This window comes from Paraglaciecola sp. QJM3NY_14 (genome assembly GCF_056173245.1).
In genome coordinates this window covers 4,620,757-4,642,305 of record NZ_CM149664.1, presented here as the reverse complement: position 1 = coordinate 4,642,305, position 21,549 = coordinate 4,620,757, and the positions used below count along the sequence as shown (strand labels likewise).

General features: G+C 44.1%; 20 protein-coding genes. 8 read left to right on the top strand and 12 right to left on the bottom strand.

Features of this window, described 5'->3' with window-relative positions; genetic code table 11:
- The first annotated feature begins 26 nt into the window (after nucleotides 1–26).
- The 3 genes from AC0VYA_RS19745 to AC0VYA_RS19735 are packed head-to-tail and all read left to right on the top strand — an operon-like array spanning nucleotide 27 to nucleotide 2,105.
- Nucleotides 27–1,013, top strand: a complete 987-nt coding sequence (locus AC0VYA_RS19745; protein WP_011576590.1) for an aldo/keto reductase — start codon at nucleotides 27–29, stop codon at nucleotides 1,011–1,013.
- A 19-nt stretch (nucleotides 1,014–1,032) separates the two neighbouring features.
- Nucleotides 1,033–1,785, top strand: a complete 753-nt coding sequence (locus AC0VYA_RS19740; RefSeq protein WP_475489405.1) for a porin — start codon at nucleotides 1,033–1,035, stop codon at nucleotides 1,783–1,785.
- Entirely contained in the window at nucleotides 1,734–2,105 is a 372-nt protein-coding gene (locus tag AC0VYA_RS19735) for a porin (protein WP_475489404.1), read from the top strand. The genes AC0VYA_RS19740 and AC0VYA_RS19735 overlap by 52 nt, the downstream gene beginning before the upstream one ends.
- Nucleotides 2,106–2,429: 324 nt before the next feature.
- On the opposite strand, the gene glmS is transcribed toward AC0VYA_RS19735, so the two are convergent.
- From glmS to glmU, 3 genes are all read right to left on the bottom strand, one after another.
- Nucleotides 2,430–4,262, bottom strand: a complete 1,833-nt coding sequence (gene glmS / locus AC0VYA_RS19730) for a glutamine--fructose-6-phosphate transaminase (isomerizing) (RefSeq protein ID WP_475489403.1) — start codon at nucleotides 4,260–4,262, stop codon at nucleotides 2,430–2,432.
- A gap of 3 nt (nucleotides 4,263–4,265) precedes the next feature.
- Nucleotides 4,266–5,045, bottom strand: coding sequence for a DeoR/GlpR family DNA-binding transcription regulator (locus AC0VYA_RS19725; protein ID WP_041714623.1), 780 nt, complete (start codon nucleotides 5,043–5,045; stop codon nucleotides 4,266–4,268).
- Nucleotides 5,046–5,168: 123 nt separating this feature from the next.
- Nucleotides 5,169–6,530 carry a bifunctional UDP-N-acetylglucosamine diphosphorylase/glucosamine-1-phosphate N-acetyltransferase GlmU gene (glmU, locus tag AC0VYA_RS19720; RefSeq protein ID WP_475489402.1) on the bottom strand — a complete coding sequence of 454 codons (1,362 nt, stop codon included), beginning with the start codon at nucleotides 6,528–6,530 and terminating at the stop codon, nucleotides 5,169–5,171.
- Nucleotides 6,531–6,919: 389 nt separating this feature from the next.
- On the opposite strand from glmU, the gene AC0VYA_RS19715 reads away from it, so the two are divergent.
- Nucleotides 6,920–8,344 carry a sensor domain-containing diguanylate cyclase gene (locus AC0VYA_RS19715; protein WP_475489401.1) on the top strand — a complete coding sequence of 475 codons (1,425 nt, stop codon included), beginning with the start codon at nucleotides 6,920–6,922 and terminating at the stop codon, nucleotides 8,342–8,344.
- 88 nt (nucleotides 8,345–8,432) lie between these two features.
- Here the strand turns inward: AC0VYA_RS19715 and AC0VYA_RS19710 are convergent, their stop codons facing one another.
- From AC0VYA_RS19710 to AC0VYA_RS19700, 3 genes are read right to left on the bottom strand one after another with little or no spacing between them, the layout of a single operon-like run.
- Nucleotides 8,433–9,335 (bottom strand): DMT family transporter, encoded by a 903-nt coding sequence (locus tag AC0VYA_RS19710; protein WP_475489400.1) that lies wholly within the window; start codon nucleotides 9,333–9,335, stop codon nucleotides 8,433–8,435.
- 18 nt (nucleotides 9,336–9,353) lie between these two features.
- A complete protein-coding gene (locus AC0VYA_RS19705) occupies nucleotides 9,354–9,857 on the bottom strand; it encodes a methylated-DNA--[protein]-cysteine S-methyltransferase (protein WP_475489399.1) in 504 nt (167 codons plus the stop codon).
- Complete coding sequence (locus AC0VYA_RS19700) at nucleotides 9,857–11,230, bottom strand: DNA-3-methyladenine glycosylase 2 family protein (RefSeq protein WP_475489398.1); 1,374 nt, start codon at nucleotides 11,228–11,230, stop codon at nucleotides 9,857–9,859. Before AC0VYA_RS19700 ends, AC0VYA_RS19705 begins: the two co-directional genes overlap by 1 nt.
- A 302-nt stretch (nucleotides 11,231–11,532) precedes the next feature.
- On the opposite strand from AC0VYA_RS19700, the gene AC0VYA_RS19695 reads away from it, so the two are divergent.
- Nucleotides 11,533–12,672, top strand: coding sequence for a serine hydrolase domain-containing protein (locus AC0VYA_RS19695; protein ID WP_041714116.1), 1,140 nt, complete (start codon nucleotides 11,533–11,535; stop codon nucleotides 12,670–12,672).
- Between the two features lie 74 nt (nucleotides 12,673–12,746).
- Here the strand turns inward: AC0VYA_RS19695 and speA are convergent, their stop codons facing one another.
- The gene (gene speA, locus AC0VYA_RS19690) at nucleotides 12,747–14,669 is read right to left on the bottom strand and encodes a biosynthetic arginine decarboxylase (protein WP_041714115.1); all 1,923 of its coding nucleotides are present in this window, start codon (nucleotides 14,667–14,669) and stop codon (nucleotides 12,747–12,749) included.
- Nucleotides 14,670–15,207: 538 nt separating this feature from the next.
- Between speA and AC0VYA_RS19685 the strand changes: the two genes are divergently transcribed.
- Entirely contained in the window at nucleotides 15,208–16,770 is a 1,563-nt protein-coding gene (locus AC0VYA_RS19685; RefSeq protein ID WP_011576579.1) for a bifunctional GNAT family N-acetyltransferase/carbon-nitrogen hydrolase family protein, read from the top strand.
- A 149-nt stretch (nucleotides 16,771–16,919) separates the two neighbouring features.
- On the opposite strand, the gene AC0VYA_RS19680 is transcribed toward AC0VYA_RS19685, so the two are convergent.
- The 3 genes from AC0VYA_RS19680 to AC0VYA_RS19670 all read right to left on the bottom strand — a co-directional run bounded on the left by AC0VYA_RS19680 (nucleotide 16,920) and on the right by AC0VYA_RS19670 (nucleotide 18,150).
- Nucleotides 16,920–17,132, bottom strand: coding sequence for a helix-turn-helix transcriptional regulator (locus AC0VYA_RS19680; RefSeq protein WP_006992993.1), 213 nt, complete (start codon nucleotides 17,130–17,132; stop codon nucleotides 16,920–16,922).
- A gap of 1 nt (nucleotide 17,133) precedes the next feature.
- Entirely contained in the window at nucleotides 17,134–17,598 is a 465-nt protein-coding gene (locus AC0VYA_RS19675; RefSeq protein ID WP_475489397.1) for a hypothetical protein, read from the bottom strand.
- A gap of 114 nt (nucleotides 17,599–17,712) precedes the next feature.
- Nucleotides 17,713–18,150, bottom strand: a complete 438-nt coding sequence (locus tag AC0VYA_RS19670) for a nucleoside deaminase (protein ID WP_011576577.1) — start codon at nucleotides 18,148–18,150, stop codon at nucleotides 17,713–17,715.
- Between the two features lie 373 nt (nucleotides 18,151–18,523).
- Between AC0VYA_RS19670 and AC0VYA_RS19665 the strand changes: the two genes are divergently transcribed.
- On the top strand, nucleotides 18,524–19,276 hold the full coding sequence (locus tag AC0VYA_RS19665) for a PHP domain-containing protein (protein ID WP_473476453.1): 753 nt from the start codon (nucleotides 18,524–18,526) through the stop codon (nucleotides 19,274–19,276).
- 50 nt (nucleotides 19,277–19,326) lie between these two features.
- On the opposite strand, the gene AC0VYA_RS19660 is transcribed toward AC0VYA_RS19665, so the two are convergent.
- Together AC0VYA_RS19660 and AC0VYA_RS19655 are read right to left on the bottom strand one after the other, a co-directional pair.
- Entirely contained in the window at nucleotides 19,327–19,659 is a 333-nt protein-coding gene (locus AC0VYA_RS19660) for a PBPRA1643 family SWIM/SEC-C metal-binding motif protein (protein ID WP_475489396.1), read from the bottom strand.
- Nucleotides 19,660–19,828: 169 nt separating this feature from the next.
- Nucleotides 19,829–20,593, bottom strand: coding sequence for a BPSS1780 family membrane protein (locus AC0VYA_RS19655; protein WP_475489395.1), 765 nt, complete (start codon nucleotides 20,591–20,593; stop codon nucleotides 19,829–19,831).
- A gap of 507 nt (nucleotides 20,594–21,100) precedes the next feature.
- Here AC0VYA_RS19655 and AC0VYA_RS19650 point away from each other — a divergent pair.
- Nucleotides 21,101–21,511: a hypothetical protein gene (locus AC0VYA_RS19650; RefSeq protein ID WP_475489394.1), complete on the top strand. Its 411-nt coding sequence runs from the start codon at nucleotides 21,101–21,103 to the stop codon at nucleotides 21,509–21,511.
- Nucleotides 21,512–21,549: the final 38 nt, after the last annotated feature.

Below are 21,549 nucleotides of genomic sequence, written 5' to 3'. Positions count from 1 at the left end.
AGGTAAGTTAATATCAGGGGATAAAAGTGAAGCAACGTATTATTGCGCAACAACAGGTATCAGACGTTGGTTTAGGGTGCATGAATTTAAGCCATGCCTATGGGCACCCATTAAGCGAGTCGGAAGCGGCCCGGGTTGTCGCTGAAGCCCTAGAATGTGGCATAACTCATTTCGATACCGCGGCGTTATACGGCTTTGGCAAAAACGAAATTTTGTTAGGAAAATTGCTTAAGCCACATCGAAAGAACCTCTTTCTAGCGAGCAAATGTGGCATGACTGGTGTTAGCGGTAAGCGCGTTATCGATGGTCGCCCTGAGACATTGCGTCAAACCCTAGAGACGTCACTGACTAGCCTACAAACTGATGTTATAGACTTGTACTATTTGCATCGCTGGGACAAAAGCGTTCCTATTGAAGACAGTGTTGGCGAGCTATCTCGCATGGTTGACGAGGGCAAAATAAGAGCGGTTGGGCTCAGCGAGGTATCATCGAAAACCTTGCGGAAAGCCCACGCTGTTCACCCCATTGCTGCGCTTCAAACCGAATATTCGTTGTGGAGCAGAAACGCAGAAATTTCTGTACTCGATACCTGCGTCGAACTTGGCACGGCATTCGTGGCATTTTCACCATTGGCTCGTGGGTTTCTTAGTGGAAAGGTAACTGACATAAACGCATTGGTGGACGGTGATATACGCAAAAACATGCCTCGATTTCAGGCTTATCATATGCAACAGAATCTACCCTTGTTGACTGAACTTCGTTCGATGAGTACAGAGCTGAACTGCAGCATGGCACAATTGAGCCTTGCCTGGTTACTGCATCAAAGCGATCACATACTTCCCATACCAGGTACCACGCAGATTTCACATTTACGGGACAACATCGCAGCGTCTGATATATCACTTTCACATTTTCAGATAGAAAAATTAGCTCAACTATTCGATCATCAAAATATCAGTGGCCCTCGGTATCCTGCTAACACTCAGCTTGAAATAGACACAGAAGAGTTCTAAGTAACACCGAGACCAAAGAATGAGCACGCCCCAATTGCGCGTCTTTTGCGCTTTTCTAGCGATTGTTAGTTTCACAAGCATAGCTCAGCAGCCCATAGGCGTTCAGTTAGGTGGGCATTTAATGGTCGATTATGACCACTTTGATGCAAATTTTGTCGATGTGGCAAACGCAGCTAATAGTCATTTAGAATTGCGACGTGTTCGTTTGGCACTTGCTTCTCAATTATCGAAAAGCTTAAGTGCGAACTACTCTGTTGAACTTACACAAGACCTCGATGTTAAAGCCGCCTTTATTAAATACACAGGTTGGGACATCGCCAATATCACCATAGGAAGGCAGAAGGAGGGTTTTGGATTTGAAAGGCTAATGGGGGCCAGAAACTTTATTATGATTGAGCGGGCTATGGCGACCACAGTGATTTCGCCCGGTCTTTCGTATGGTGTTAACTTTGCTGGTAGTCGCGGAGAATTAAGTTGGCAATTAGGTTATTTCCAGAAAAACGATGCTGACAACGGTGAGTCGGTCACGGGGAGACTGGCATGGACACCTTGGCACACAGACAATGGCTTGATACATGTAGGGATCGCATCCAGCCAACGCCGTATGCACGGCGATACATATAGCATAAATAGAAAAGTGGAGGTCGGTAGTGCTGATCCAATCATCAAAAGTCGCAAGATTGTAGCGGATTCTGTCTCACAGACCGGCTTCGAGTTTATGTGGCAAACAATGGCTTTCTCAACATTACGGAATGGCAAACATCAACAGTAAGTGCAGTTGATGGCAGCGAATATCTGTATCAGGGGGGGTATAGTCTTATGGCTTATAGCTTATCTGGGAAAAACAGAAAATTTGAAGAAGGCATTCTTGGAGGGATCGATAGCAGCCATTGGGAAGTGACAATGCGATATAGTCAGATGGCGCTGGTGGAAGAAAATGACCAAGTTAATACAATATCGATTGGACTCAATTACGTTGTAAAAAATGACCTTAAGTTCATGGTTAACTTTATTAAGGCACGCATTACAGAGGATGGTGCGCAGCGTAAATCTGGAGAGGCAATTTCACTGCGAGTACAATACCACTATTGACTTTTTTAGCGCGAAGTTCACACTGTTCGAATCTGTCAAATGAGTCTGGGAAAGGTTCATTTACCAAGCTGCTCATCTGTGTTTAGTACCACTAAATCAACTAAATTCGTAAAAATGAAGATTTTTGGAAATTGATGTAATGAAATATTCAGCAATGACATCGTCACTGACGATAGTGATTTCATACTGACAACTTCTACCTAAACAGTCTTTTTAAAAAGGACAAAATCAAAGTATTTTGTCGGACTGCGTTGAAACCAGCTCATTCGAGCCGGTTTCAAACTTTAATTAGAACGCACAAATAAACATTTTTAAATCAATGGCTTATTCGACCGTGACACTTTTCGCGAGGTTTCGAGGTTGGTCTACATCTGTGCCTTTGATAATCGCTACGTAGTAGGACAGTAGCTGTAATGGCAGGGTGTAGATAATTGGGGCGATGGCCGCTTCACAGTGTGGTACGTTGATCACGCGCATGGTTTTGTCGCTCTTAAAGTGGGCTTCTTTATCGGCGAATACATACATGATGCCGCCGCGGGCACGCACTTCTTCTACGTTTGATTTTAGCTTTTCTAACAGCTCATTATTGGGAGCGACTACGATGACCGGCATTTCATCATCGATTAAAGCAAGTGGACCATGCTTTAATTCGCCAGATGCGTAGGCTTCTGCGTGAATGTAGGAAATTTCTTTGAGCTTAAGCGCGCCTTCCATAGCGATCGGGTATTGATCGCCACGACCTAGGAATAAGCTGTGGTGTTTGTCGGCGAACTCTTCGGCTAAATCCTTGATGCCTTGGGTGAGGCTTAGGGTTTCTTCCAGTTTGCTTGGCAAGCTATGTAAACCATCAACAATGGCTTTGTGATCGGCCTCTGTCATGCCGTTATGTTTGCCTAATGCTAACGTCAACATTAAGAAACCGGTTAACTGGGTGGTAAATGCTTTGGTCGACGCCACGCCGATTTCTGCCCCTGCAAGGGTCATAAAAGCGAGGTCAGATTCACGCACAAGTGATGAGCCTGGCACGTTACATATGGTTAAGCTTGAGGTGTAGCCTAAGCTTTTTGCTAGGCGCAAAGCGGCTAGGGTATCAGCCGTTTCACCTGACTGAGAAATGGTGACTAGCAAGCTGTTGGGGTGAACGAATGATTTGCGGTAGCGAAACTCAGAAGCGATTTCAACGTTACATGACACATTGGCGTATTCTTCTAACCAATATTTGGCGGTCATGCCTGAGTGGTAGCTGGTACCACAGGCAACAATTTGTACGTGCTTGATGTTGGCAAGCACTTCGTCCGCATCTTGACCAAAAATATTCGGGCTGATGTCATGTTCACCCAAACGGCCCTGTAAACAGTTGCGCACGACTGAAGGCTGCTCATGAATTTCTTTAAGCATGTAATGGCGATAGCCTGCTTTATCGCCAGCATCGTGTTCTACATCTGATTCAACAATATCGCGCTCGACGACTTGACCGCTTTGATCGTACACGGTGACACTGGTGCGGGTCACTTGGGCTACATCGCCTTCTTCAAGGTACATAAAGCGACGAGTTACAGGCAGCAATGCCATTTGGTCTGAGGCGATAAAGTTTTCACCGATACCAAAACCAATCACGAGTGGGCTACCTGAACGGGCAACAATCATGCGCTCTGGATCGTGCTTATCAACAATAACCGTGCCATATGCCCCATCAAATTTACTCACAGCCATTTGCACCGCTTGCAGTAAATCTACCCCCTGATCTAGTTCATAATGTACCTGATGCGCAATGGATTCGGTGTCAGTGTCAGACGTGAAACCATAGCCTTTGGCTGATAGTTCAGCACGCAGGTGTTGGTAGTTTTCGATGATACCGTTGTGCACGACCGCAATGCGCTCACTTGAAAAATGCGGGTGAGCATTGGCTTCGGTCACTCCGCCATGAGTAGCCCAGCGCGTGTGGGCAATACCTACACTGCCTTTGGCTGGATTGTTATGTAAGGCGTCGGCCAGCTCTTTTACTTTACCAATGCGACGAGTGCGGGTTAAGTTACCCTCGTTATCGAGTAAGGCAACACCAGCAGAATCGTATCCGCGATATTCAAGGCGTTTTAGCCCTTCAAGTAAAATTTCTACTACGTTACGTTCGGCTATTGCGCCAACAATCCCACACATACGTTATGCTCCAAATGACTTAGTTGTTGCGCAAATAACCTTCACGCCCTGTTGTTCAATATGTTGTTTATCGCTTTGAGCAATTAAGTCATCGGTAACCAGTACCGATATCGCCTGCCAAGGCAATTCAACATTAGGTATTTTTCGTTGTAGTTTTTCTGATTCAGCCATGACCACGACCTCGCTAGAGACTTCAGCCATGACTTGGGTTAGTTGGGTCAATTCGTTGAACGTGGTTGAGCCCTTTTGTAAATCGAGACCTGCTGCGCCGATAAAGGCCTGGTCGAAATTGTATGCACGCAGCACTTGTTCAGCCATTTTGCCTTGAAATGCATGTGATTGAGGATCCCACGTGCCACCTGTCATCAACACCTTTGGCTCGTTTTCGGTTTCCAGCAGTGAATTGGCTACATGCAGTGAGTTTGTCATGACGACCAAACCTAGCTTACTTGCCAGCTCAGGAATTAGGGCCGCTGTGGTGCTGCCACTATCAATGATGATGCGGTTATGATCTTTAATTAAGGTGGCGGCGGCTTTCGCAATCGCTATTTTACGCGCAGACAATTTTTCACTGGATAATTCAGAGGAGTCTTGCGGCAGCGGCACTGCTCCGCCAAATTTGCGCAATAAAAGACCGTTGTTTTCAAGCTCAGTGAGATCTTTACGGATAGTGACCTCTGAGGTAGAGAAAAGCTTCGCCAGTTCATCCACCATCACTTCGCGATGTGAGTGAAGACGGTCGACAATCGCTCGACGTCGTTGTTGTGTGTTTCGTTTTTGCATATTTCGAAATATATATGTTTCGAAATGAAAGATAAAGCCTTTCTTTTGCATCTTATACTAAGGTGTTAGATACAAAAAAACCTCCAAGGGGGTCGGAGGTTTCACTTATTCTACCTTCAACATTTATTCTGGCTTTGTAGGACGTTGCCAACCACTGACGTTTCGCTGTTTTGCTCGAGCAATCGCTAATTCTTGATCGGCGACCGTTTTCGTTACCACCGAGCCCGCACCAACGGTAGCCATATTACCAATCTGAACAGGGGCAACTAAGGCACTGTTAGAACCAATAAATGCGCCGTCGCCAATAATGGTTTTAGACTTGTTTACACCATCGTAGTTACAGGTGATGGTACCTGCACCGATGTTGGCGCCTATTCCAACGGTAGTATCACCTAAGTAAGTTAAATGATTGGCTTTTGAGCCTTTGCCTAGTGTGGTTTTTTTCATCTCGACAAAGTTGCCAACGCGTGCATTTTCGTGCATCACCGCACCTGCGCGTAAGCGTGCGTATGGGCCAACCGAGCAGTTTTCACCAACTATGGCTTGATCGAGCATGCTGTTGGCTTCGATAGTCGCGCCATCTGCAATTTCACAGTCTTTAAGTATGCAGTTGGGGCCTATAGTGACATTGGAGCCAATTTTGACGGTGCCTTCGATAACCACATTCACGTCTATGCTGATGTCTTGGCCCACTATGATGTCGCCCCTCAAGTCAAAACGGTGGGGGTCAAGTAAACTAACACCTTGCATCATCAGCTCTTGAGCTTGTTCAAATTGAAATGCGCGCTCGATAGCGGCCAATTGCTTGCGGTTATTGATGCCTTCGACCTCAATTTCACTGTTTGGCTGAGCCGCTTTAATGACTTTTCCTTTATTGGCTGCCATTTCAATGACATCGGTAAGGTAGAATTCACCTTGGGCATTGTTGCTATTTAAATTCGCAAGCCAGCGCTTTAAATCTTTGCCATTAAGTACCATCATACCTGTGTTTATTTCACAGATTTGACGCTGGGCGTCGCTGGCATCTTTATGCTCAACAATCGCGGTAACATTGTCGCCTTGGCGAATAATACGCCCCATGCCTGTTGGGTCAGCAACGTTGACAGTCAGTAATGCGACATCGGCATTGTTTTTTACTTGCAACAAATTATGCAGGGTATTGGCTTTGATAAGGGGAGCATCGCCAACAAGAATAAGCACATCTTCATCATCAGAAATATGTGGCACCGCTTGCTGCACAGCGTGGCCAGTGCCCAACTGTTCTGCTTGTAAGCACCAATTGAGCGCATTGTGGCCCAAAGCTTGTTGTAGTTGCTCTGCCTGATGGCCGTATACTAAATTGATAGAAGCGGCACCTAATTGATGTACGGTGTCAATGATGCGCTGCACCATAGGTTTTGCGCCAATAGGGTGTAAAACCTTCGGCATGGAAGACTTCATGCGAGTTCCCTTACCTGCTGCGAGTATTACCACTGAAAATGCCATTTAGTATCCTGAGTCATTTAAATTCCAAGGTATTTTACTGATGCAAGCAAAAACTACCAGCGCTTGATCTCTGTTAGGCTTCAAGACGTATCTTTTTTATTGGTTAACGAACCAAACTAAGATTTTGCAACCAAAGTACAATGGGTTTACTTTTGATGCTTGCGTATAGTGTTCTCATTGGGGTAACTTTACCTACCTTTTTGCTTTGACCGATAGGTTATATGGTAATAGATGTGTTTTACTGCATAAATGTGTTGTCAATTTTTAATTTAGTTGGTTAAACACATGTGTTTAGTTTAACGTGAACAAATAATCAGTAATGCTACAGTTAATGAATAACAGGGCAGGCTGATAAGCAGTTTTTTGGTTTATTTTATACAGGGTAGTTTGTGAATATCTTTCGAACATTACATCGCAGTATTTTGCTGCTCTTCGTCGTTGTGGTTGTATCCATCGTTACTTTGGTGCACTTTAGCGTGTCTAAAATCGTCGCGGAGCAAAGCCGTGCTCAGCAGCAGTCTCATTCTCCAGCCGTAGAGCTCATTGTGCAGCAACTAATGAAGCCGCTGCATATTTCTGAAACCCTTGTTAAAGCAAAGGAATTGCAAGATCTCATGGGCGCACAGAGCGTTGATGAAGACGCGGTGTTTGCTAGCCTTAAACGCTTGCACCGTGAATTTGGAATGAATTTCTTTATCGCCAGTGAAAAGAGTCGTCGCCAATACTATTCCGATGGCACAATCACGGAATTGGTTGAAGGGGACGTGAGTTGGTATTTTAAATATAAAGAGTCAGCTCAGAATGAAATAGCCGATATTGGTAAGTGGGAAGACACTCACTTTTATATCGATTTAAAAGTCTTTGATGAAGATCAGAATTTTCTTGGGTTTTTCGGTGTAGGTAAAAGCCTAAGAAGCTTTTTGGATATTTTCGCGCGTTACAAAGAAACCTATGGTTATGATTTTATCTTTGCGGACCAAGACAGAAACATCACCTTGTCGTCTGATCCTAAATTAGTCGCGGCTAATTCAAAGTTTACCAATTTAACGGAATTGCCTTGGTTTAAAGATTTGTCGGAAGAGGAGCAAGCGGGCTCGCTTAATAATTTATTGGTTAAAATAAACGGCTATGATTTCTTAATCGCTGAATTAAATATTCAACCTTTTGATTGGACGCTGTATTTAATGACGCCTCTTGAGTCGCGTCAAACAGAGATAAGCCGAGGCTTTATTTTCAGTATAGTGACCTTGTTGGTGCTTATTTTTGGTCTATTTTTGATCATATATAACCTGTTGTATTACTTCAAAAAAGACATGCAAAAGACCCGTCAAATAGACGTGTTAACTGAATTGCCCAATCGCGCTAGCATGTCCCTTAAGTTCGATGGCTTGATGTACGAAAAATCTTCTGTCAGCTTGGTGCTTATTAATCTCGATAATTTTAAATCTGTGAATGAAACCCATGGGCGTAAGGCTGGGGATATTGTGTTACGCCAAATCGCGTCAATGTTGCAGTTAGAGCTTAGAGAGCAAGATATTATTGGGCGATGGGGTGGTGAAGAGTTCTTGTTGCTACTGCCCAATACCGGCCCTCATGAGGCGGTAGATGTAGCAGAAACCGTACGTAATCGCCTAGCCAATATGACGATAACAACAGGTAGCATGTCTATTCAAATGACGGCCAGTTTTGGTGTGTCGTTTACGGCTATACCTCGGGCCATAAATGAAGTGATTGCCGCTGCCGACGATGCGCTTTTTGCCGCTAAGCGGGAAGGACGAAACGTGGTGCGCCTGCAATTGATTGAGGAGCATTAATTCTTCAAACTTGCATTGCAAGGTTGAGTGCCTGGTGCGTTATATATGGCTATGCAGATATATTTTAGTTTGCATAGCCAATAAGGCATTACACCGCAGGTTTGGCTTTTAACCTACGTTTTGCTATCACGCGGCTTGCCACTCCGGTGACGAGTAACACACCGCATATCACTAATATCACGCCTACCCACATCGAAGGTGTTAAGGTCTCATTTAATAGGACAATCCCCCACAGAATACCGAAGGCTGGAATTAGGTAAGCCACGGTTAGGGCATTGCTTGGGCCGACTTTGGCGATTAATCTGAAGTACATCAAATAAGCTAATGCAGTGCAAAGTGCACCAAGAGCAATGGCATCAACCCAACTGCTTGGCGAAGGAAGCGTGCTAGGCATTAACCAAATATTCAGTGGTAACAGACACAGTGTTGCTGCAAACAAACTGCCTGCGGCTAGCGCCATTGGACCCACTGCGCTGAGGTGTTGCTTAGTAAAGCAGCCAGCATAGCCGTATAGGGCGGTGGCAACTAAAGTCGCTAAAGTGGGCAAAATGGAAATGCCGTCAAATGCGGCGGCCTGCGCTGCACTAAGCACTGCCACCCCAAGAAAACCAATCAACAACCCCAGTACTGCAATGCTAGGTATGCGCTGCTTTAACCACAACCAGCCAATCATTGCCCCGAACATAGGGGCTGTAGCGTTCATCACAGAAGCATATCCAGCTCCTATGTGTAATAAACTGTAGCTAAATAAACAAAATGGTATGGCAGTATTGGTTAACCCGACTATTAAAATACCGCGCCAATGCTCGGTTATTTGTCTGATTGCGACGCGATTGCACACAAATGGCAGCAAAATGAGGCTGGCAATACTTGCTCGCATGGTGATTAAGCTTATTGGACCAAATTCAGGCGTGGCGGTGCGAGTGAAAATAAATGCGGCCCCCCAAATGCTTGCAAGCAAGACTAGCTCGATAAAATCGCGTAATTGCATTTAACCTCCCTGTACTATTCAGCTAATTTTTGCTGGTGATGCGTTGAATTGTGGGTTCTCTAGACTCAGTAACGTGGCTTTGCGTGTTAAACCGCCGGCGTATCCCGTCAGTGTGCCGTTGGCTCCAATCACTCTATGGCAAGGCACGATAATCGAGATAGGATTCTTGCCATTAGCGCTGCCCACCGCTCGCACGGCGTTAGGGTTGTTTAATTGCTTTGCTATATCGCCATAGCTACACGTAACACCATAAGGTATGGCGCGTAACTGTTGCCAAACATTTTTCTGAAAATCAGTACCTATGGGGGCTAGGGGCAAATCAAACGCTTCACGGTCGCGGTCAAAATATTCTTTGAGTTGCTGTCTCGCGTGCTTCAATAACGCATTGCTGGTGGCAGCTGTATCTGGATGCTCTACAAAGGTAATAGCGATGATAGCGTCATTACTCGCGCTTATTTTTAGTAGGCCACATGGCGTGGGTAAATAGGTACACAGCGGTGTAAACAATGTACGGCTTTCCATTACGCGAGACTCCATAAAGTAAATGTTAAATAACTACGCCAAGGGCTGACTTTGTCAGCATCTATGTCATGTAAAAGTAACTGTTTTTTGATGACTAAATCTGAGTTAAGCCAAATATCCGCTTGGGATAGCCCTCGCAAATTAGCATAAGCAACTGTCCATGGACCAATGCCTTTAATTGATAACCAATCATCGGGTGGAGTATCAGGGTGCTGAGCATAAAAAGCAGCAAAACGGCGCAGGGTCTCACGACGACTGTTGGGCATGCCTAAAAAACTGAGGTCACTGTTTGCAACTGCATCAGGCGCCGGAAAATAACGATTAAGTTCAGGCACTGGCGCCTGATCATCAAGAACAGGCTCTCCGAGCGTTGCCACGAGCTTAGTGACAAGATTAATAGCCGCGGTCACTGATATTTGCTGACCAAGAATAGCTCTGCACCCAGCTTCAAAGGTATTCCATATACCGGGAATGCGAATACCAGGGGTAATGGCTTGCGCAGGGAGGCCACTTAATTCGATTCTGTTGTCAATCGTCGCGCTATCCGCATCAACATCCAATATGCGCCGAACGTTACTCAAACAGTGCTTGAGTTGCCGCAAATCATCAATTGCTAAGGTAACGAGAAAGCGGTATTTATCTGGTTGATGCTGGGCCTGAAAATAACCTTTGCTGGTTCCGAAGGTAAAATTACGTGCGTAACTATCTTGGCTCACCCATTCGCTACCTGATATTGCTCGGCGCGCCAGAAAGTCACGCAAGTGGGGCCAGTTGTACGGCGGGCGGTAGGCTAAAGGAATAACGATAGGTTGAATCAGGTTACTGGGTTTTATACGTAATTCCTTTGGAGTACGGTGCATGACGCGTTGCATATTATATTGTAAGCGTCTGGCGTCTTTAAAGCCCGCGGCATCCGCAACATGTTCGATAGGCAATTGGGTGTGCTGCAATAATTGTTTGGCAAACAGAATTTGTTCATAGACTTGATATTGTTTCGGGCTAAGACCAATGTGTTGAATAAAAAGTTGGCGTAAATAGCGGTCGCTTATACCGAGTTTTTCTGCAATTGCGGTCATACTTAGGTGTAGGTTTTCGCCAAGTATCCGTAGCGCTCGGTTGACTGTAGTATCAACTCCGTTCCATGCGTGGGAATGCGGCGCACTGTCTGGACGACAGCGTAAACAGGGGCGATATCCCGCAAGCATGGCCTGCTGTGCTAAGGTGTAGTATTCGACGTTTTCTTCATGTGGTAGCTTTGCTGGGCAAATCGGCCGGCAAAAAATCCCTGTCGATTTGACCGCAATAAAAAAACGCCCATCGAAACGAGGATCGCGGGTAAGTCTCGCTTGTTGATAATCTTGTATCGTCAGCATGAGGGAACCGAATGTGTTAAGCCATGGACTAATGGTAATCCGGTGAGTGGCTATTATGCGTCGAAAACGGAACTCAAAGCAAAATTGTTGTTCTTTGATTAGCTCGCAAAAGTTAACCCGGCAAAGTTTTGCGAAAGCAGTATGCAGCGCTAGCAGTATTCAGATTCCGCTCTGGCAGTTTCGGCTTTCGTAATTGCTTGTTGAATTTGATAGGGAATAAAGCAGATAATACGCGGCCGTTTTCTGCGCGTAGAAAAGGAATGTAATCTTGATAACCGATATTTTGGAGTGGCTGTTTTCACGTGTTTAAGTCTTTCTTATTGATAAGCCTCGTTTTTTCAAACTTAGTTTGCTCGCAAGCCATGGGTGAGGAATGGCTCGACGACTTTGCTAGTCGAGTGAAAGCTAAAACGGCTAAGCAGCGCGTACCAGGTTATTTGTTCGCTTTTGTAGAAGAGGGCAAGCCAGCCAAGATGGTGGTGTCGGGCAAAACAGCCAATAACGGTACGGCTATCTCTCCGCAAACGGTTTTTCGCTTAGCGTCAGTGTCGAAAACATTTACCTCTATTTTAATGGCAAAAATGGTCGATGAGGATAAATTAAGTTGGCAAACCCCTGTGAAAAAAATGACCAACGAATACAGTTTTGATAACAGCAAAAACTTACAGCTCAGTCATATTGTTGGTCAATCGAGTGGGTTCTCGCCTAATGCGTATGACAATCTCATTGAAGCAAACTACCCGGTCAAACGAGTACTTAGCATGCTGACCGATTTAAAGCCTTTATGTACGCCGGGTGAATGCTACACCTACCAAAATACCCTGTTTGGGGTTATCGAAGAGTATTTTCAAGAAAATAACACGTCGTACGGACAACAATTAGAAGCTGAAGTATTGCGTCCGTTAAATATGAAAGGTGCCAGTGTAGGGCGTGAAGGCTTACAAGCGTCGAATTCATGGGCCAAACCTCATGTAGCGATCGCGAAAAATAAATGGCGCAGTGTGAAGGTTAACGAAGACTACTATCGCTTTTCACCCGCCGCAGGGGTGAACGCTAGCGGAGCTGATATGGTTAAGTGGGTTGGGGCGCTGCTTGGCGAACAACCTAATGTGATTGGGCCGCAAATTATTGACCAAGTGACACAACCTCGAGTCAAAACCAAACGCGAAATGCACCGCCGCTTATGGCAACGTTACTTGAAAGACGCGCATTATGGTTTAGGTTGGCGTGTATACGACTTTGATGGGCATAAATTGAATTACCACGGTGGCTGGGTCAAAGGTTATCGCGCAGCGGTTGCGTTCGCGCCGGATCAAAAAGTGGGCTATTTCATGCTCATGAATGCAGAATCAAATTTGATCAATGATTTTACGGCTGATTTTTGGGCCAGTTATTTTGAACATTATGATGCCCAGCAAAAATTAATCAGCGCGGCCCCATAATTGGTTCTTAAATGTAATAAAAAAGCCCAGAATTGAAAGACAAGACTGGGCTTTTTTAGTGATTTAGCAAATGCTTAATTGGTTTTTAAATAGGTATAACCTTTTAGGCAATCTTCGTAAAAGTCAGTCCATTTTACCGCTTCGCGAGGCTTCATTGCGCCACTTGAAATATGCTGGTCAATCATACGTTTAACCGATTGGGCCATTGCATCTGGGTTGTACTGCATAATAGATAATACGTCTTGTACAGATGAGCCTTTAACCATTTCTTCAATGTAGAAGTCTTCTGGGTCATCATCATCACCAAAAATATGCACTTCGTTCAACCGGCCGAACAAATTATGCATATCGCCCATTACATCTTGATATGCGCCGGTGAGGAACAACCCTAAGTAATACTCTTCCCCTTTTTTAAGCGGCGGCATCGGCAGCACGTCTGAGATACCGTGCTCAACCACGAATTGGTCAAGCTTACCGTCACTATCACAGGTGATGTCGACGAGTGAACAATTCACGGTGGGTTTCTCGTTCATGCGAGCAATGGGTACGACCGGTAATACTTGGTCTATCGCCCACGTGTCCGCTGCGGATTGGAAAACAGAGAAATTACACAAGTATTGTGACGACAAGTTGTAGTCAAGTTCTTGTAATTCTTCTGGTACAAACTCAGCATCTTTCAGGCGATGCTGCAATTTGACCATAATCTGCCAATACAAAGTTTCAATTTTGCCTAATTCTTCTAATGAAATAACGCGCAGTTTAAATGCGTTAATTGCGTGCTCTTTCCATTGAGATGCATCGTTGAAAATTTCTTGAAGGTTGTCTTGCGAGTCAACACTTTCAGCCAATTCGCGAATGTTATTCAATAAAACGTGATCGTTGGGCAATTTATCTGTGGGAAGCTCGGCGCTATTTGCGCGAATTTCACCAACAACTTGCGCCACAACGCAGCTATGGTGAGCGGTAATAGCACGGCCACTTTCGCTAACAAGCGTAGGGTGAGGAACGCCTTCTAAGTCACACACTTCACGCATACCGTAAACGACATCGGCTACGTATTCTTCCATGGTGTAGTTACGTGATGAGTCATTAGTTGATTTGCTGCCGTCGTAATCGATACCTAAACCGCCGCCCACATCAACGTACTCTAATTTAAAGCCCATGCGGTGTAATTCTGCGTAAATACGACCGCCTTCACTGATGGCCTCTTTGACTGCGCGGATGTCAGTTAATTGGCTACCAATATGGAAATGCAGTAATTTCAAACATTCGCCCATGCCCTCGCTTTCTAGATAGCGAGCGGCGCAAATCATTTCGCTGGTAGTGAGGCCGAATTTAGCACGGTCACCGCCTGAACTTTCCCATTTGCCACGGCCTTTTACAGTCATTTTTGATCGAAGGCCAATGATAGGCATCACATCTAATTGTTTAGCGGCGTTCACAAGCAGGCTTAGCTCTGAGTATTTCTCAATTACCACTATCATCTTGCGGCCAAGTTTGCGACCTAACAACGCTAGACGCATAAACTCGGCGTCTTTGTATCCGTTTAAGATCGTCAACGAGTCGATATTGGTATTGTAAGCCATAACCGTAATAAGCTCGGCTTTAGAGCCTGCTTCTAGGCCATAGTTAAACGGAGCGCCAGCGTCTACTATTTCTTCGACCACTTCGCGCATCTGGTTTACTTTAACCGGATAAACACCCATGTACTTGCCCTGATACTGGGCTTCTTCGATGGTGTTGATAAAGGTTTGATTTAAGCACGCAACCTGAGAGCGTAAAATATCGTGAAAGCGCACAACAACGGGAAATTGAATGCCTTCTTCTTTAATTTCTTCGATGACGGATTGGAAGTCGATACGCATATTTTTATTTGAAAGATCTGGAGTGATCTTAAGATTGCCGTTTGATCCGATTTCGAAGTAACCAGCACCCCAACGTTTAACGCCATATACGCGCTCCGCATCGTCGATTGTCCAATCTGCTTGCTCTGCCATTACCATTAATACCTAGTTGCGGGACTGTAAAGTCGCGCATTATAGTGAACAAATTTCTTCAACGCTATGACACTGAAGACACTTTATTAAAAACTTCAATCGCTCAAGGAATAACCACTTTACTCGTCGCTGACTAAGTAGGTGATAGAAGCATACAAACTACGCTGTGAAGTAGGATAAAACCATTATTTTCTGCGCTATCTTCACACGCATATACACATGACTTTGGCCAAGTTAACGAGCCTATTAGCCAAGCTAATGCAAGTTATTAACCAATAAGTTGAATTAGGTTAGCCAAAAGAGCGCAATACCGCGGGATGGCTCACTAATTGCTGTCCTCAATATTTGCTTCGTCATGTAATGCAACGTCAGTTTATTCAACTACTCGACCCATTGGGTCAAGAATAGTTGAAGAGTGGGTAAAACAGATGTCTCGAATTGCCGCTAGATGATAAACATTGCTTGACGAAACCTCCATGCTGGTACAGGTTGTATCTCGTGACCAATCCCTATTATAACGGAGCCTCTCGGTACGCTTATGCACGACAATAATTGCTCAACTCCCTCGATGGATGATCCAGAACATATTTTGGAATTGCGCCATTTAACCATAGATGATTATGCCGACGTAAAAGAGCTTATGGACATCGTCTATTCTCAAGTTGGTGGGGCCTGGCCTTTGAAAAATTTTCAATCGCAGTTGAATGTTTTTCCTGAAGGGCAAATCTGTATTGAAGATAAAGGCAAGGTTGTCGCTGCCGCCATTTCAGTGATAATCGATTACGATAAATTTGGTGATAAACATACCTATGAAGACATTACCGGTGACGCATATATGTCTACCCACGATCCAAAGGGTGATGTGCTTTATGGCGTAGACCTTTTTGTGTCTCCTGAGTATCGAGGCTTGCGATTAGGGCGACGCTTGTATGAAGCACGCAAAGAAGTGTGCCGGAATCTAAACTTAAAATCGATTGTGGCTGGTGGGCGGATCCCTAACTACACCAAGTATGCAGCGCAGATGTCACCATATGAATATGTTGAGTTAGTCAAATCAAAAGACATCCATGATCCAATTTTAACCTTCCAATTGTCCAATGGCTTCGAAGTAAAACAATTGCTTAAAGCGTATTTCCCTGAGGATAAAGCGTCTCGTGGTTACGCTACGCTGCTTCAATGGCACAATATTTACTATGACCCTGAAGAGCCTGAGTTGTTGGGTAGCCAGCGCAACTCAGCGCGTATCGGATGTATTCAATGGCAAATGCGTTATTTCAATGATGTGCCAGAGTTGCTCCAGCAAGTTGAATATTTCGTGGATGCCTTGTCAGATTACAAATGTGACGTCGCACTTTTCCCTGAATTTTTTAACGCACCATTAATGGGGATTAAGCAGGCTGATACATCTATCGATGCGATTTGGAATTTAGCCACTTACACGGATGAAATCCTCACCGAAATTTCACGTTTAGCTGTCTCGTATAACATAAATGTTATTGCCGGGTCGGTGCCGGTTATCGAAGAAAATGAACTGTATAATGTGAGCTATTTTTGCCACCGAGATGGACGTGTTGAAAGCCAATATAAATTGCATCCGACACCACATGAGAAAAAAGATTGGATCATGCAAGGGGGGAATCAATTACAAGCATTCGATACTGATTTTGGTAAAGTCGGCATACTGATTTGTTACGATGTTGAGTTCCCTGAATTGGGCCGTTTATTGGCAGAGCAAGATATTCAAATCTTATTCGTTCCGTTTTGGACTGACACCAAAAATGGCTACCTGCGTGTACGTCGTTGCTCTCAAGCTAGGGCGATAGAAAACGAATGTTACGTAGCAATTGCTGGCAGTGTGGGTAACCTTCCTAAGGTTGATAACGTGGACATTCAATACGGTCAAACCGCTGTGTTTTCCCCATCGGATTTCGCATTTCCCCATGATGCAATAGTGTCAGAAACGACGCCGAATACTGAAATGACGCTGATCGTTGACTTAGATTTTGATAAGTTAAAACAACTTAAAAATGAAGGGTCTGTGAGAAACTACTTAGATCGCCGCCGAGACTTATATGAAGTTAAGTGGAAGGGTCCGAAGTAAGTAAGCGTTAACTAACTTTGATTAATGTACTCTCGTTAGTTAAACTGGCAGCACAGAATAAGGTTACTCTCTTGCTGTCAGTTAGATAAAAAGAACGCTTCGTTATAAATGGCTTAAGCAAAGATTAGTGCACACTAACCTTTGCTTTTTTACCCTTCGTATTGAAAAACTTCTTCTAGCGACTGACCAAATACTTCGGCAATTTTGAAGGCAACCTCTAAGGTTGGTGAATACTTACTTTTTTCTATTGCCATGATCGTTTGGCGGGTCACCCCGACCAATTCTGCCAACTCTTTTTGGGTCATTTCATCAGCAAAAAAACGTAACTCTCGGATCTTATTTTTGATTGGAACATTTGCCACTTTAGGCACCTTTTCTATAGAAAAATACTTGGCTCGAATAGCGTGCCACTTCGGAAATAATAAAACTGAAAAATAAAATGTATGCGCTTAAAAGCGGAAAAGTAGCGACTGCATTTTGGCTTTTAAATTCAGGAATAAACGATCCTAATAATATATGACCTAAGGTCAACATAACACCCAAAATAAGTATGCGATAGCCAACGCTGTTCGCTCTCATTTTGTACAATTTATCTCGTTCATCAGCAGGCTGTTGCGCATCGCTTGAGTTACATATCGCAATGACACTATGCAGAATAATTTCTACTACTACTGTGGTGACAACCGCTTGAAATAATAGCTGAACCGCAGCACTGTTTGCCTGCTCTGAGGGCATCGAGCCTAGGCTCAAAACACTGATAAAATAATAACCAAAAATACATACTGTAGATATCAGCGATGCCCAAATGCTTTTCTCTGTATATGACATATCCGCTCACCTTGTAACATTGTAGGGGATAGAATATATGTTAAATTAAACTTTGTGTAAAATATTTTTAACTTAGAGTTGTTTTTTCTGTTCTTGATGGGGCTTTTCGGGGGCTCATTCGCCAATATCTTCATTCCACAGTTCGGGCTTATCTCGAATGAAATCATTCATCAGGCTGATGCATTCCTGATTATGCAGTACCTGAGTGTTCACCCCGCGGGAGGTCAAAAGAGACTCTTCGCCCATAAACGTTTGATTTTCTCCAATCACTACTTTTGGGATACCGTAAAGTAGAATAGTGCCGCTGCACATGCTGCAAGGTGATAATGTGGTGTAGAGCGTCGATTCTTTATAAACGCGTGCTGGTTGGCGCCCCGCATTTTCAAGCGCATCCATCTCACCGTGCAATATTGGGCTGCCACTTTGCACGCGCTTGTTGTGACCTCGACCAATAATTTTATTATTGTGTACAAGTACTGAACCAATGGGGATCCCGCCTTCTGCTAAGCCCAATTTTGCTTCGTCAATCGCCGCTTGCATAAATTTGTCCATGAGAACCTCTGTGATAATGTGAATAGTGTTATAAAAAGGGGTGATTAAATAGCTTAAAAACATTCCGCTGCTCGTTGATATTTCTTCGTTTTATCACGTGCGCCAGTAAGCAGGTTACTTCATTAGTCTCAAGCTAGCCCTGTCACAAAGCATAAGCGAGCGGAAATATCTAGACACGCTTCAAGCATAAGCAAATTAAGTCGCTATGGTAATATAGTCTGCCAATTGAGGATTATGGTTTCGCCTCAATGTGACTTTCAGATATCACCATTGGGAGATCCAATAGGCATAACCATGTTGCCATTTTCTTTAGATATTTTAAGAAAAATGTCATTGATAGCCGCTATCATAAATTAAAACTCAGGAGGAAAAAATGACGTTATTGGTTGATACGCACTCGCATACGGTCGCCAGCACACATGCGTATAGCACTGTGCATGAGTACGCTGTGCAGGCCAAACTTAAAGGGATGCAAATGTTCTCACTCACTGAACATGGCCCGTCGATGCCTGACTCTCCTCATCCGTGGCATTTCGGTAACCGCCATGTTCTGCCGCGTTTTGTCGATGGCGTTGCGATATTACGCGCAATCGAAGCGAATATTATGCCGGTCAATGGTGGCCATGATATTCCAAACGGTCTTCATCCCTTTCTCGATTTTGCCATCGCGAGTTTCCATGAGCCCGTTTTTACGCCAGCAGGGAAAGCGCAAAATACGCAAGCCATGATAACCACTATAGAAACGGGTGACATACAGATTATTGGCCATCCTGGGAACCCTAACTTTCCCATTGATATAGGTGAAGTGATCCGAGCCGCAAAAGATAACAATGTGGTTTTAGAAGTGAATAACAGCTCATTTAAAGGCTCGCGTTCTGGCAGCGGCCCTATTTGCAAACAGGTACTTGAGATGACAGACCAGCTCGATTGGAAGGTGGTGTTTTCAAGTGATGCACATGTGGCATACGATATTGGGAATGATGCTTCAAGTAGCGCGTGTGCTGAGGAAGTTGGTTTTCCCCTAGAGCGAATTGTGAATCGCGACGCACATCACTTTGTGGCGTTTTTGGCCCAGCATAATAAGTCTGTTGCCACCGAGTTGCAGGATTGGTTAGGCGCACTGTGATTCGCTGACCGTTGCCTGTGATCAGCTAAATGATGACATAGCGGCTTCGCTTAGCCACAACATTTTTTATATTTTTTACCGCTTCCGCAGGTGCAGGGGTCGTTTCTATTTGGGGTTTTAACGAACGTCTGTGTACCTGGCAATTTGAGTAAGGTATCGAGTTGAATCGTATTTTCAGGCTTATCAGCATCTACGGTGATTTCAGCATGCAGATTATGCTCAGCTAGAACAGATTTTAGCTCGACTTCTCTTTCGTGGGTCTGCACCGAGATGCGTAGCGGTGCATTTTCACTGCCCACCTTGGTTTTTCGCTGAGTGTTGTAGCCAAATCTCTGGTACTTTTCCCGGGGATCTATTCGGCCTTTGAAGAAAAACTTAGACATGTTTGTTCCTTGACGCGTTAAAAAAAGGGCGCAGATACTAGCAGGCTTTCCCGCAAGTCCCTATTAATTATTTTACTGGGACGGGTATGACGGTACAAAAGGTTTCAAAAGTAAAAACGGCTCTTTTGTGAGCCGTCTGATAATTCAAAAATACTATTCAATATTTTTATTAGTCGTCCAATGAAGCACCACTGATAGGCTCTAGGAAGATTTGGACATAAGACGCGTATATACTCACTAAAATTACCGGTAGGACAATAAGTAAACCTAAACCAAGGGTAAACATACCAAAAAGAAACATCGGAATTAAAATTAGCCCGTACCAGAAAAAGGGTAGGGTGTTTAAGAAGCAGGCGACGAAGCTGAGTCTTAGTGCTGCAAACACAGATAAATCATGGCGAATAATCAGTACCGGAGCAAACCACAGACCCATCATCAATGGAATGAGCAGTAAGGTCGCGATTAAAACAGAGATAGCCAAACTATTAACGTCAAAATCAGCAGGTAGCGTATCTACGTCCCCACTGAGCATGGCAAGATACATGTCTCCCAACGTTATCCACATAATAAGGCCTGAAAGCACCATGCTCACAAAACCTAACCCAACTAATTTAGAAAGATTGTGTTTAAAGCCCGCAAACATATATTGACTCGTAAATTCTTTGCCTTGACTGGCTTCATAACAACCAAGCATAAGCCCCGCAATGAACACGTAATTTAATAACCCGCCCGCTATTTGTCCTACAATAGGGATGACCGACATTACCAAGGAAAAAACAAACCAAATCAAAATACAGGTAACCCAAGCGCCGGGGTTTCGCTTGAATTGATGTTTTCCTTCACGTAACCATGAAATAACATCCTTAGCTTTACATACTTTGGGGAAAACTAAGCGGTACGTTGAGCCATCGTGTGATGAAGGAGAGGTTTGCATAGAAAAAATTCTCTTAGTTGAGTAAGGCGTTTAAACATGGGTTGTATATCCTGTCAAAGTGGCTTCATAAGAACAAGATGTAATGTAGCTGTATGTGTAACTCTGTGTTGCCAATATCCCACATTTACACATCATTAGCATCCTATAACGCTTAATACCTTCTACTTTTCAATATCTTATGTTCTGGCATGAAACTAGCATTGAAGTGAATATAGATAAACTAAGTAGCGATGAGGTAACAGGAAAAGCGGCTTGCAGTTTTCACTTTTCAGTTAATAAATTGTTTGCTAAAAATTACAGGAGACAACCATGTATTTCTTCGTCATCATAGTATGTGCTTTGACCGCACTAGTAACATTGCGAAATGTAGCTATGTTAGAAGGAGTCGTGCACGGTCTTGTAAAGGTAGTTTGTTACTTAGGGTTAATCACGTTCATCGTGAGCACCCTAGTAAGAGTCATACTAAATCGCTTGAATTTTCGAGCAGCGTAAATATAAGGAACTAGAATGAAAAATACATTTACCAAAACAGCTATGGTGATCTTTGTTGCGTCATTATCTCTTGCAGCTTGTAGCGAGAAGAAGGAAGCGACAACAGGTGATAAGATGGACTCAGCTGTACAAACCAGCAAAGAGAAAATGGAAGCCGCTGGCGAGAAATCTAAAGACGCTTACGAAGAAGCTAAAGATACAGCATCTGATGCTTATGAAGATGCTAAGGAAGAGGCCTCTGACGCTTACGAAGACGCGAAAGACGCCTCTTCTGAAGCCTACGAAGATAGCAAGGAAAAAGCGTCTGAGTGGATGGAAAAAGGCAAAGACAAAGCAAGTGAGATGAAAACTGATGCAGTTAATGCAATGGAAGACACTTGTGAAGATGCTAAATCTAAAATGAATGCAGACGACACCGACTGCTAATTTCGCGCCTCCCGTTTAACTCGGGCATATCGCGTAAA